Annotated in this window: 9 protein-coding genes; 2 read left to right on the forward strand and 7 right to left on the reverse strand. The window is 36.3% G+C overall.

Annotated features, from left to right (window positions below; all coding sequences use genetic code 11):
• Positions 1-4: 4 nt before the first annotated feature.
• The 5 genes from Q4534_RS17945 to Q4534_RS17965 all read right to left on the reverse strand — a co-directional run bounded on the left by Q4534_RS17945 (position 5) and on the right by Q4534_RS17965 (position 7457).
• On the reverse strand, positions 5-3331 hold the full coding sequence (locus Q4534_RS17945) for a TonB-dependent receptor (RefSeq protein ID WP_303614533.1): 3327 nt from the start codon (positions 3329-3331) through the stop codon (positions 5-7).
• A 91-nt stretch (positions 3332-3422) separates the two neighbouring features.
• On the reverse strand, positions 3423-4415 hold the full coding sequence (locus Q4534_RS17950) for a FecR family protein (protein WP_303614534.1): 993 nt from the start codon (positions 4413-4415) through the stop codon (positions 3423-3425).
• 147 nt (positions 4416-4562) lie between these two features.
• Complete coding sequence (locus Q4534_RS17955) at positions 4563-5150, reverse strand: RNA polymerase sigma-70 factor (RefSeq protein WP_303614535.1); 588 nt, start codon at positions 5148-5150, stop codon at positions 4563-4565.
• A 139-nt stretch (positions 5151-5289) separates the two neighbouring features.
• Entirely contained in the window at positions 5290-6066 is a 777-nt protein-coding gene (locus Q4534_RS17960; RefSeq protein ID WP_303614536.1) for a cupin domain-containing protein, read from the reverse strand.
• A 224-nt stretch (positions 6067-6290) separates the two neighbouring features.
• Positions 6291-7457: a glycosyltransferase family 2 protein gene (locus tag Q4534_RS17965; protein ID WP_303614537.1), complete on the reverse strand. Its 1167-nt coding sequence runs from the start codon at positions 7455-7457 to the stop codon at positions 6291-6293.
• A gap of 208 nt (positions 7458-7665) precedes the next feature.
• On the opposite strand from Q4534_RS17965, the gene Q4534_RS17970 reads away from it, so the two are divergent.
• A complete protein-coding gene (locus Q4534_RS17970) occupies positions 7666-11793 on the forward strand; it encodes a response regulator (protein ID WP_303614538.1) in 4128 nt (1375 codons plus the stop codon).
• A gap of 197 nt (positions 11794-11990) precedes the next feature.
• On the opposite strand, the gene Q4534_RS17975 is transcribed toward Q4534_RS17970, so the two are convergent.
• Entirely contained in the window at positions 11991-12689 is a 699-nt protein-coding gene (locus Q4534_RS17975) for a LytTR family DNA-binding domain-containing protein (RefSeq protein ID WP_303614539.1), read from the reverse strand.
• Positions 12690-12738: 49 nt separating this feature from the next.
• Positions 12739-13401, reverse strand: coding sequence for a DapH/DapD/GlmU-related protein (locus Q4534_RS17980; RefSeq protein WP_303614540.1), 663 nt, complete (start codon positions 13399-13401; stop codon positions 12739-12741).
• A gap of 152 nt (positions 13402-13553) precedes the next feature.
• Between Q4534_RS17980 and Q4534_RS17985 the strand changes: the two genes are divergently transcribed.
• Positions 13554-14312 (forward strand): TolC family protein, encoded by a 759-nt coding sequence (locus Q4534_RS17985; protein ID WP_303614541.1) that lies wholly within the window; start codon positions 13554-13556, stop codon positions 14310-14312.

Raw genomic sequence — 14312 nt, forward strand, 5'->3', positions numbered from 1 at the left:
GTGTTTAGAAATTAACATTCAAACCCATCGTATAGGTAGTCATCTGAGGATACCATCCACCATTACTAACCGGAGCTTCAGGATCATAACCTTCATAAAAATTATGAACCGTAAACAAATTCCTACCACTCAAATACAGTCTCAGTCCTCTTATATTTATCTTGGATAAAGCTGTTTCTGGAAAAGCATAACCTACTTGAATATTCTGACCTCTTAAATAGGCTGCATTTCTCATCCAAAAACTCGAATTTTGCTCGTTATTGGTTTGATTCCAGGCTAACCTAGGATAAGCAGCATCAGTATTGGTTGGTGTCCAACGGTCCTTGTGCTGTTCTTGTACCGTACCTCCTAGGTAAAAAGGCATGATGCCTTGACCATACATGTAGCCATCTGCTTTCCCAACTCCTTGTAGAAAAACAGATAGGTCAAAGCCTTTATAGTCTGCACTAAATCGAAAGCCAAAAGTATGTCTTGGTATGGGGCTACCTATCACCGCTAGGTCACGGTCATTGATCATGCCGTCTCCATCAATGTCTTTGTATTTGATATCTCCGGGAGCAATATTTCCAAATTGATCTGCATGATTGTCTACCTCCTCTTGCGATTGAAACAAGCCCTGATCAACATATCCAAAGAACGATCCAATCGGATACCCCTCTCTATTAACTGTCAGACCCGTATTCTCTATTCCTTTCATGTCGATGATTTCATTGCGAACATCGGAATAGTTTACCATGATGCTATAATTCAGTTCACCTACCTTATTCCGGTAGTTCACCATCAAATCATAGCCCTTGTTTAAGACCTCTCCTGCATTCTGAAAAGGTGCACTTAGTCCAAGGGTCTGTGGGATATTTAAAGCCAGAAGAATATCCTTGGTTCTTCTGATATAATAATCTGCAGACACATCTAATTTCCCCCAAAGGTTAAATTCAAGTCCAACATCTGTGGTTTCAGTCGTTTCCCATTGTATGGATGAATTGGCCATACTGTTCAATGCAGCACCAGGAGCATTTGCCCCTCCAAATGTATAGTCCTGTGCGCTTCCACCTAAAGCCATAAAGGCTGCAAAAGGATAAAGGCCAATATTTTGATTACCTAGCTGTCCCCATGAGGCCCTTAGTTTCAAGTGGTCAACTAAACCTGAGTACTGCTCCATAAATCCTTCTTCAGAAATACGCCAGCCCGCAGAAAATGATGGAAACACTCCAGATCTATTGCCTTCAGCAAACCTGGAAGAAGCATCTCTACGTACATTTCCTTCCAATAAATACCTTTCATCATAATTGTAAGTCACCCTACCGAAAACAGATTGTAAAGCCCAGTGAGAAGCGGCACCACCAGTTCGCTCATTTGCTCTGTTTCCTGCATTGATCTGCTCATATTGAGGCAAGGGAAACACTTCTCTATAAGCTGAAATCCATGCATTGGTTTGATCTTCCTGTTGATAGCCAGCCGTCACACCAATGGTGTGAATCTCATTAAAACTTTTGTCATAGGTCACTATTGCTCGTAGGTTATTGTACCACTCTCGAGTATAGCTTTCTGACAATGAATTTCTCTGTGGAACAAAGTGCGTAGGAGTTTCTCCATCTCTAGCATAAGTTTGGGTGATATTGGAGAAAACTTTGCTATGTGGGTTCCAGAACTTCGGAGCGTACATTACTTCGGCATTTAGCCCTTCGGAAATTTTGTAATTCAGTCGAAAGTTCAAGATGGCATCCAGGCTTTCATTCGTGTTTAACCCTCCGTCTTTAGCCCTGGCCAAAGGATGGTCTCCATTCCAGCCTTCACCATAGCGCCCATTAGATAAAACGCCTACCTCATTTGAAGGAATTCTTCTCATCCAGTGAAAAACGTAACCTGTGCCACTGGAAGGTTGTTTTTGGAAAGCCCTCCGCAAAAAAATATCTGTAGAAAGCGTCAATCTTTCTGATACGTTTATGTCTGAATTGAGCCTTAAATTAAAACGGTTAAAGCTAGTATTTGGAATAATTCCTTCTTGATCCAGATAACTTACAGAAGCAAATAACTTTGACTTCTCACTCCCTGCGTTAATGCTTAAATTGTGATTTTGCATAAAGGCAGCGTTGCTCATGGTTATTGCTTGCCAGTCTGTATCAGGATATTGATCAGAAGGCATTCCAGCCTTATAATCGGCAATAAACTCATCAGTATATTGGGGATCATTTCCAATATTTGTAAATGCTTCATTTGCCATCTCCATATGGTCTATGGCCCCAACAATTTCCGGAAGCTGGGTAGGCACCTGAAAACCGGCATACATATTATAATTTACCCTTACTCCTTCTACCCCACGTTTTGTAGTAATCAATACAACACCATTGGCTGCCCTTGCCCCATAAATGGCTGCAGAAGAAGCATCCTTTAATATTGAAATACTTTCAATCTCATTCGGATCAACATTATTAAGGCTTGTTTCTATTCCATCTACCATCACTAGTGGATTAGAATCTCCGAGGGTCCCTACCCCACGAATCCGAATAGAACCTCCATCACTTCCCGGTTGGCCACTACGCTGAGTGACTGTGACTCCCGGAGCGATGCCTTGCAAGGCCATAGACGTTTGTCCGACTGGCTGATTAACAATCTCCTTGGAGGTTATTGAACTCACAGCCCCAGTCAAATTTACTTTCTTTTGTGTACCATAACCTACCACAACTACCTCATCTAGTGAAGACAAGTCTTCCGTCATGGTTACATTAATTTCATTCCGGTTTCCTACTGAAACTACTTGTTGTTGGTAACCAATAAATGAGAAAATCAACACTGCATTGTCTGGGACTTCGAAAGAAAAATTACCATCAATATCAGTGGCAGTACCTATATTGGTCCCTTGAACCAATACTGTTGCACCCGGAATTCCCTGTCCATTGGTATCTACAACCCTTCCTTTGATAGGGCGTTCCTCTATAGAGATTTCAATGTTTCCTTGGTCTTTCTGATATTTGGCTTTGGCCACATAGATGGAATTGTCTACTTGCTTGAACTTTAGGTCTGCTGCTAAGGCAATGTCGATCAACAAATCATTTACTGATTGTCGTTTATTTTTTAAGTTTAAATTTGGGTTATTGTCCAAAATTTCTTCCGGAAGCACAAATTGATAATCGGTTGAATTTTCAACCTTCTGGAAAATCTCCTCCAAATCCCATTGAACTTTTTTCAGTTTAATATAGGACTTATCAATGGGCCTTATCTGAGCAGTTATCTCATGAGCCGCCAATGTTGTCATAAACAAACACTGTAGCAACAAGCCATACAATAGGTTTTGGGATACCATTTTTATTAGGTACAGTAGTTTTCTTTTCATAATTTTATATGATTTTAAAGGTTAAATTTTAAGATCTGCAGGGTAAATCATTTCATTTGGCGATGGGGGATTTGCCCTGCATTGGTTTATATCATAGGCTACTTTTTTTGATTAATACTCGGTTTTTATCTATTTCAAATTGAAACCCCATTGAAAAACCTAATCCAGTGAGGACATCACCTAGGTTTTTATTCCGGAAAGTCCCAATTACTCTTTTATTAACATTTATTCCCGTTTCAATTTCTAATTCCACTCCGTACCATTTGGCAAGTTCTTCTAGAATCTTCTTTAATTGTACCCTATCAAAATGTAATATTCCCTCTTTCCACCCTATCACTTTATCGGTTTCAAAAGTCCTAACTTCAAGCCCTGACAAGCTATCTCTTTTATCTAAAACCAACATTTGACCGGGATTTAACTTTAATTCTTCCTCTCCTGTCTCAATGGCAACCTTTCCTTCAGTAAGTGCAATAGCGTAAAACCCCTCTCTTGCGATTGTATTGAAAGCTGTGCCTAGGGCGGTGGTAACCATCCCCTCTGTCTTTACTTGAAAAGGCCGTAAACTATCTTTGGCAATCTGGAAATATCCTTCGCCATCCAACTCAACGAGTCTATTTTTATCCCCATAACCAGAAGAGAAAATTATACTGGAATTAGCATTTAAAACTATGCTTGTACCATCAGGAAGATTCATGGTTAGCTTTTCTCCTATGCCCGTTTTCCGCTCGATTACCTTCTCAGGTAAGGCTAGGTTAGGCTCCTTGAATTCTAAACCTTTTTTTAAAAAAATAATGCTTCCAATCAAAAGGACAATACTAGCGGCAACCTTGAAGGTTTTATACCATGAAATACTTTTTGATGGATTAGGACCTTTAGCAACAGAAGTACGTGAATGGATTTTTTGAAGAAGCTTATTGTAATCAGTCTGGTCTTTTTCCTTAATGGAGCTGGTTTCCCATGTGTTTTTAATATGCTCATCAAAAACCTTTCTAGCCTCGGGCTTTTCTAACCAAGCCAATACTTGTCTAGTTTCCTCAGGACTAGCCGTGCGATTTAAAAATCTTGTGATAATCTCTCTTTCCAATGGGTTTATTGTTCTTTTGTATATAAACCATCAAAGCCTATATTTACTTAATGAAAAGTTAAAAAAAACACAAAAGGTTAAAATTTTTAGCCTTTACAAAATAAAGGAAATTTATATTTCATAATAATAAAGTATCAAAGTAAACCTTTAATACAAAATATTAAGCATTAAAACCAGACCAAGGGTAGGATTATGAAGCATGTTACTTTTCAATGATTTCGAAGCCAAGTAAATATGATGTTCAATGGTCCTTTTTGACAGTTTCATTTGATGAGCAATTTGCTCACTCGTCATGCCATTGAATTTATTCATCTTAAAAACCTCCTTCTGTACAGTAGGAAGCTTTTCTATTTGTTCCATCATCATTCCTTCCAACTCCTTATAAGATAGGCTGTCCTCTAAACTTTCTGATACCATGCCGAAATCATCAGACAAACTGTCTAAGCTACAGTCATTCTTCCTATCTCTTATATAATTAAACATATAGAATTTAACAGATTGGAAGAGATAGCTTTTAAATGATTTTGTTTCATCCAATTTTTTTCTTCGCTCCCATACCCTTACAAAAATTTCCTGTACGGCCTCTTCTGCCAATTGTTGATCGGCAAAAAAAGTGAGTGAAAAAGCCATTAGCTTTCTGGCATATCGATAGTACAACTCATCAAAAGCAGCTATATCTCCCTGTTTTAAACAGGCCAGCAAGTTGTTGTCCGTATGATTACTCAGTATGCCCATGGGTTTATTGCTTGCCGCCGCTAATCTCCACTCAAAGCAATCATAAGGGGAAGCGGAACTTAATTTTATGAGGACAATATAAGGTATTATAATTTAAATATAAAAATGTCTTTACCGTATATTACACCTATCCCAATAGTTATTTGCCGGTATTTTTTGTAATCCAACGGATGGCATAGTATTCACATGCTCCTTTTCCGGCATTCCTAATCCCATGTGCATCCATTGCGTGCAAATAGATAAGGGAGCCTGGGCCAAGGAGATAAGGCACTCCGTTAATCATTTCCTCAACTTGACCTTGTAAAACCAAGATTATCTCCTCATCCGCATGAACATGAGGATCGTGGCTTTTTTCTCCATCGTCTAAAGTTGTGATATGCATTTCCAATTCCTGTAAAGTAGGAGTAACTCCTCTACTTACATCTCTTCGTCCTCCCTTTGCACTTTCCTTGAATTCCAATTGCCGGTAATTATACTTGGTTAAAGCATTGACCTCAGGCTTAAAATCTTTCCCTACTTGTTCAGCCTCCCATTCTATTACAAAAAAGGAAACCGGGGAGGTTCCTGAATGGTGAATGCTAGCAGGTTGGTCTTTTGTTAACCAGGCAACACTTCTGCTTTCTAACTTTTCACTTTCCAACCCCTGATTTACCGAAAGTTCTCCGGAACCAATCAAAACTAATTTTTCTTCCCCTTTTTTGAGACTCAAGCTTTTCCCATCTGAAAGCGTATAATGGTTCACCCGGAAATTATCTAAAGTTTCTGTAGGGCCATCAAGGATGGGCCGGATTTCTGTACCATTCTCAACATTTACGGGCAACATTTTGTACTCATAAACAGCAGAGGGCAGTGGCAGCAATTGCGCATGAGCAGAGGTTTGCCAAACCATTAGCAAATAGAGGGCTATATATTTCATCGGCTGGGTTATTGTTAATTGTAATAATCAACCAATAAAACAACATTTTCTTTGTGCTCCAAATCTTATTTGATTTTCGTTCAAATCTTTCCTTGTTACTCAGTAGAAAATATCTTGCAACCTTTTTAACCTATTATATAAATCACCTTTGAAAGCATGTATCAACAGTAATAAAAATTAACTTTAAAATGCTTTCTTTTCAGATAAAGGTAAGTATATATAAATCAGGCTTTACGTTTTGATTTTTCCCATGTGCTTTTTTGACTCCCTTTTAGAAAACGAAACAGCCCGGCAACTACGGCATAATTCATCATACAAAAATAAAAAGGTATAAACAGCACTTTAATTCTAAGCTTTCTGTTTTCCAAAATATATCCAAGCAAAGCTGCCGCATAAAAAGCCAATTGAGCAATCATTACTAATTGGTAAATCAAGCCTTCATTTAGAAGAAAAAAGTTAAGTATAAAAATAAGAAGCAGTAAAAAGGGTGTGATCGTCCACCTAAGAACCCTATGGGACAAATATTGAAAAAAGAGCAAGGGATGATTAAAGGGTGTTATTTTGAAAAAAAGCCTTTTCATTGATTGCCAGCCCCCCGCACTAATTCTAACTTTTCTTTTTAATTCCTCACTTGTGGTATCAGAGCCTGTTTCCATTGCATAGGCATCCGGTTCATATACGATTCTGTATCCATCAGAGGCGATAAGTAAGGATTGCATAAAGTCATCTAGAATGGTGTCTTCAGGCAAATCTCTATACAAAGATGTCCTAAATGCAACCAATTCACCTGCTGCTCCTACAGCTGAATAAAATTTGGAGTCCATTTTCTTTAAAAAGGATTCATATTTCCAATACATTCCTTCTCCTGCAGAACTTGCGGAATCTTCTTCTTCCACCAGAACTCTTTTTTCGCCGGAAACGCAGCCAACATTCTCTTTGCTAAAATGTTTGACTATATTTTTAATGGCTTTTTTGTTCAGATTTGTATTGGCATCAGTAAACACCACAAATGGACTTTTTACAAATTTCATTGCTCTATTCTCTGCGGCTGTTTTCCCTGCTCTCCTGTCTTCATGAAGCAATTTAACGCTAGGGAACTCATTCAAAACTTCTCTAAAATGATCATTTGATCCATCTGTAATAAAAACAATTTCAATTTTATCATTTGGGTATTCCAGACTAAGTGAATTTATAATCTTTTCCTTAATGATATCTGCTTCATTGAAACAAGGAACAACTAGAGTGACCTCCGGAACAAAATCTTCCTGTGTATTGTCATCACCCTTTCTGAATAAACCTTTAAGTTTAACTAGCAATGCAATTACAATTCCATATCCTAAAAAAGTGTAAGCAACCACAGCAATTGCTATCCAAAAAACTACCTGAAGCATAAGAATATATTTAATTTATGAATTTGATTTTAAAATTAAAATTTCGATTTTGTAAAAATTTAAAGTTCGATGAAGGTAAAATTTTAATTTTATCGAACACTTTATTTTTTTTAAAATTAGCGTTTCACTATTAATTTAGCAATAAATGATTTTATTTGGTTAATATTTCGAGATTAAGCGCCCATCTCAAGAAAGTTTAATTCAGAGCATGAAAAAAAATATTTCAGATAATAATACGGAGAATACTGGACATTTTAATAAAATGAATCCGGAAAATAATTCAAGACAACAGATTTCTTCAAAGATCGTGGCTCTGGCACAAAAACTAAGCGCTTGTAACCATTCATTTTTGGGTATGCTAAAGGATGAGGGAATTTGTATTCTTAGCGCTTCCAGTATTCAAACCTCCAATAATATACCTAAAAATGATCCTTTTTTCAACTTTTTAGTAACCTTCAAGGAATTTACAATCATTAAAGAAATTCAAGCAGAAAAAGAGCTCGCAAAAAGTGAATACCTAAATGAGATTGGCAAAATAAATTATATGGCAATTCAGCCAATAGTTAATAAAGAAAATTCGACTTTAGGCTATGTAGTTGTTCTCAATGAAGAAATTCCTCCAGCAAATTTAAATATTGCTGAAAATCTTGACTTACTTTATCCACAGACCAAAGAAGTACTAATTGCCCAATCCAGCGAACTTGAAGACCAAATATTAAGTAAGGCGATGGTTTTATCTCAAGACCTAATCACTATTCTGGGAGCTGATGGAAAATTAATTAAAGTCAATAAGGCATTCAAAACGCTACTGGGTTACGATGAGAAAGAGATTTCTGACAAACCGGTGTTAGATTACATTCATCCTGATGATGTAAAGAGCACCATGAAACAGATTCAATCCTTGATAACCGGAGAAGAACAAACCACTATTTTTTATCACCGATTGAAATGTCAAAATGGTGAATACAAAACTTTTGCTTGGCGTGCGACGGGGGATTTAGAAAATAATTTAGTTTTTGCTATTGGCAGAGATATTAGTGAAGAGACAAAAAATAAAGAAAGACTTTTAGCAAGTGAAGAAAAATTCCGTTCCTTCTTTGAAAATAGTCAAGGGTTAATGTTAACCCATGATATGGAAGGTAATTTTTTAAGCTTTAACAGTTATGGTGCTCGCTTGTTGGGCTATACTGTGGAAGAAATGCTAACAAAAAAGCTTTGGGATATCATCCCTTCGAAGTTTAAATTTGAAGTAGACGACTATATCAAAGAAATAAAAGACAACGGGGAGGCTCAAGGCTTGATGACCACTTTTCAAGCCAATGGCCAGTTAAAAGTTTGGCTTTACAGCAACAAATTGGAGAAAGACCATTTTGGTAACCAATATGTCATCGGCAACTCTATTGACATTACAGAAAGGTTACGTCTGGAAAAAAGAATCCAAAACGCCAAAGAATTTTTGAATCAGACCCATGCTATGGCTAAAATAGGTGGCTGGAAATACGATATAGAAAAACAATCCATCAACTGGACAGACATTACCAAATCAATATTTATGGTTTCTGACGAATATATCCCTGATTTGGAAACCGGGATTGATTTTTATAAAGAAGGCGAAAGCCGTGATAAAATAAAAGAAGTTATAGATTTGGCTATTAATTATGGCAAACCGTGGGATGAAAGGCTTAAAATAATCAACAATCAAGGGAAAGAAATATGGGTGAGGACACTTGGTGAAGCTCATATTGAAGATGGAAAATGTCTATATCTTTCAGGAACCATTCAAGACATCGATGAAGAAGTCAAAAAAGAAAATCAGCTAATTCAGAAAGAACAAATGTTGGGAGCTATCTCCAAAGCCACCGACGAATTGCTTTCTAATAACAAACTCTATGATGCCATACCAAATAGCCTTGAAATCATAGGCAAATCAGTTGGTGTAGATCGAATTTATTACTTCGAAAATAGTATGGGTGAAAAAGGTGAAAAATACACCTCTCAACGCTTTGAATGGAGTAATGATAGTGTAGAAGCACAAATTAACAACCCTGATTTACAGAACATCCCGCTAGAGGCTTTTGGTGATTTTGTTTTCCCCATGGAAAACAATGAGGTTTTTATGGCCATCATTTCAAACTTACCCGATGAGTCTGAAACGAAACAATTCTTAGACAATCAAAATATCAAATCAATTTTAACCATTCCAATTTTTACCGAAAATGGATTTTGGGGATTCATAGGTTATGATGATTGTACCAATGAGCGAGAATGGTCAAAAGCTGAATTGTCATTATTAAGAAGTTTTGCCAATAGTATTTCAAATGCTATTGACAGAAATATCTTGGAAAAAAACCTAATTGAGTCCAAAGAAATAGCAGAAAAAGCAAGTTTAGCAAAATCAGAATTTCTGGCCAATATGAGTCATGAAATTAGAACCCCTCTTAATGGAATAATAGGTTTTACAGACTTGTTAGTAAAAACAGAATTGGATGAAACCCAAAGTCAATACATTAACATTGTCAATCAATCGGCAGTCTCTTTATTAAATATTATCAATGATATATTAGACTTCTCAAAAATTGAGGCCGGCAAACTTGAATTAGAAATCATAAAATCAGATATTTTTGAGCTCTCCGGCCAAGCCACAGATGTTGTGTCTTATCAAGCCCAGAAAAAAGGAGTGGAAATGCTCTTAAACATTGAAAAATCACTTCCTAGGTTTATTAAAGTAGACGATATTCGGTTAAAACAAATATTGATAAACCTTCTGGGAAACGCTGTGAAATTTACGGATAAGGGGGAAATTGAGCTTAAAATCCATACTTTAAATAAAATTGATGAGAATAAAAGGATAATAAGGTTTGAAGTTCGTGATACTGGAATAGGAATTTCTGAAGAATACCAAAAAAGGATATTCGACGCATTTATGCAAGAAGATGGTTCTACAACGAAAAAGTATGGGGGCACAGGTTTAGGGCTTACTATCTCGAACAAACTTTTATCCATGATGGGGTCAGAGTTGCAGCTTAAAAGCAAATTAAATGCAGGTAGTACCTTTTATTTTGATTTAGAGCTCAATACCGAAGAGGGAGAATTAGAGCAACTTGCAGATTATCCGCTCAATAATGTATTGGTGGTAGATGACAATTCAAACAACAGGTATATATTAAAAGAAATCTTTTCTTTAAACGATATCAAAGTTGATGAGGCTGAAAATGGTTTTGAGGCCTTACAACAGATAGAAAATAATGATTATGACGTGGTTTTAATGGACTTGAACATGCCTTATATGGATGGGATAGAAACCACTAAAAAAATCAGAGAAAATTTTACAAACAAAAAATCTCAAGTGCCAATTTTACTTCTGCATAGCTCTGCAGAAGATGATTACATTCTTAAACAATGCAAAGAACTATCCATTAACCGTCGGATTTCCAAGCCAATAAAAAACAAGGAGTTATTTGAGGCTTTAAGCAAACTACAACCACCTAAGCAGTCCGCTCCTAAAGAAATAAAAGAGCAAGCTGACACTCAGAAGAAAGAAACTGTAGGAGCACGTGTACTAATAGCTGAAGACAATTCTATTAATATGTTTTTGGCTAAAACCATCGTTTTAAAGGTCTCACCTAAGGTGGAGATATTTGAGGCAACCAATGGTCTTGATGCCTATGAAATGGCCACAGAGTATCAACCGGACATAATATTAATGGACATTCAAATGCCAGTCATGAGCGGACATGAGGCTACCAAAAAATTAAAGGCCAACCCAAAAACCAAAGATATTCCTATCATTGCCATCACCGCCGGAAACATTAAAGGAGAAAAAGAAAAATGCATGGATTCGGGCATGTCCGACTTTGTACCAAAACCAATCGTAGAGAAGAACATAATTTACATTTTTGACAGGTGGCTAAAAACAAAGGATGCAGCAACAACTTCCGGTGTGGAAGAAGAAAATGAAAAGCCCTCAGAAAAAAATGGGTCTATCAATGAACAAAAGGACCATTTTGATGTAGACAAAGTCAAAGAATTTTTGGGTGATGAACCTGAAATCATCAAAGAGGTGCTTAAATTAACCATTCATGAGTTGGGACAATCCAAAACTGTATTAGCCGATCATTATAACAATAAAGATTTGGGAGGTTTAAGCTCAGAAGGGCATAAACTTAAAGGTTCAGCGTTAACTGCCGGCTTGGGTGAGGTCTTTAAAACAGCGCTTGCTTTAGAAGAAATGAACACCTTGGATTTGGCACTTGCCAAAAAGTTAATTGACAGTTACGACCTAGAATACGAATTAGTGGTAGGTTTAATCAATGATTATATCGCAAATGGCAATTAAATTGAAAGCCAACGTGGCCCTCCTCCTATAGTGAATAAATGAACACATGGATATTCCTAACTATTTTAAAGGGATATAGGTAGTGAAATGAATTTAAGTCAGTTATACAGCAACCGGGATTCTTAGAAAACCCATATTGGCTTTCTTAAATTAGGCGTTGTACGAGTAAGTTTGTAAGTATTGGCTTGGTTGATTCATTATAGAAAATTCACACTACTTTTCAATTGTTCTCTATATTTTGCCCCTATTGGAATTATTTTGCCATCAACTACAGAGGTGTCGCTATCAAAATCTGTGAGGTAATGAAGATTGATCACATAAGAACGGTGAACTTGAACAAATTCAGGATTTGCGGATAGTTTGTCCAAGAAATTTGATATAGTAGATTTGATCGTATAGGTCTTGTTTTTACATTTCAAACTAATATAATCACCTTTACCTTCACAGTAACTGATGTCTGAGAAGAGAATTTTCTTATAAAGTCTATCGTCCTTTACAAAGATAAAATCCTTGGAATAAGAATTCGGGTCAATTTTTAACTCTTTTTCTTTTCGCTTTTCTATTCCTTTTAAAAATTGAGGATAACTAAATGGCTTGGGCAAATAAAAACATGCATCTGTTTCAAACGCTGCAATTGCATTTTCATTATTGGCAGAAATTATGATTAATGCTCCTGTATATTGACTATGCTTAAGAATTTCAAAACCATTCATTTCCGGCATTTCTATATCCAGAAACAGCAGGTCAATTTTTTCTCGATTTTCAACCAAGTAATTCAGACCATCTATTGCATCAGAAAAATTCGCCAATAGCTTTAGCGATTTTGTCTTATCAATATAATGTGAAAGCACTTTTATGCTGGCAGTATCATCATCTAGGATTACACAGTTGTCCATCTTTTATAGCGTAATGTCATATTAAATATATAAAAATAAATAGAGGATTTTATGCTGAAACACCCTCATTTGCTCCAGGAATCTGAAGCTTTCGAATCAATTTCGCTGGTACTCCTCCCACCAAAGTATAGGGCGCAACATCTTTTGTCACTACAGATCCTGCTGCCACTGTGGCCCCTTCGCCTATACTCACTCCTTTTAAAATCATGGATCTGGTAGCAAGCCATGCATTGTCCCCAATAGTTATCTCACCTGATTTACCTGCCTCATCTCTATTGTCTACTCCGTGAAAATCACCATCCATTATGATTACCTGATTGGCAATTTGACAATTTTTACCTATTACAATTCGATTACTGGCAGACACAATACAAGCCGTATTTATAAAAGTGCCCTCTCCAATAATTAATTCTGCTCCTCTATCAGCATACAACTGAGTCACCCCCATATGGGACCAAATTTTACAATTGTCCCCCAATGAAATGTCTCCATACCCCTCTACTCTTAAAGCTCCTCTCACAGTTATCATTTTTCCTGTATGCTTACAATTTCTCAAGCGATATTTACCATTTACAACACGAATTATCCCATTGAAAACATCCTTAAACACGATCATCAAGACCCGAAATTTTTCTGAAAAACGCCTTGTTTCTCTACCGTAAATTTCTTGACTTAATTGGGAAATTTTTTCCGAAATCTTGTGCTGAACCATTCCATTTTTAAATATTTAATGAATATAGAAGTGAAATTTTTAATTTCAAAAAAAAGGATAAACTAAAATTTTTATTACATTTATTTTAAAAATAAGATAAAAACAAACAATTATTTTACGTAAAACATTAAATGCCTTTGATATATAAATAAATGAAATTCATATTTAAAAAAGTACAGCACCTATTTTTATTCCATACCATTGCAGTAATATTTTTTTTTATTTCAGGGGGAAATTCATATGCCCAACAAGAAAATGATATTGAAAAATATATCAATTTAACAGAACCTCTTAAAGATCAATTACCTGGTTTAGATAGTTTAATAAAAATAGCTATATCCAACCACCCTACTGTAAAAGTTAACAAGGCATTAATCGGTTCAGCTGAAGCCAGAATAAAATTGGCGAAAAAATCTTGGTCCAACTTAATCCGTGTATATTCAGATTACTCCTATGGTAATCAAGCTATTTTATACACTTCCGGGACAGACCTGTCCAATGTGGCCAATGGTTACAGGGTAGGTGCCAACCTTAGCATACCCCTTTCTGAGGTCTTTCTGAAAAAAGACAGGGTAAAGCTTCAGAAACAAGAATTAGAGGCTACTTACTTTAAGACAAAAGAAATGGAATTATCGATTTCCAACCAAGTAATTGAAGAATACAATAGTGCACTATTGGGACAAAAACTTATGCTCATCAGGCTAGAAATGCAGGAGAAAGCAAGAACCAATTTACAGCAAATGGAAATGGAATTTAACTTAGGTAACCTCGAAGCAACTTCATTTTTGAGAAACCAAGAAATATATACCATTGCAAGGTCAGAATATGAAAATGCAAGAAAAAACTTTTTTGTAGCCATTCAAAAATTAGAAATTCTATTGGGAGAATCGCTTGCCAACTTTATCAATTAA

The sequence above is a fragment of the Cyclobacterium sp. 1_MG-2023 genome (assembly GCF_030546805.1).
Taxonomy (GTDB): domain Bacteria; phylum Bacteroidota; class Bacteroidia; order Cytophagales; family Cyclobacteriaceae; genus Cyclobacterium.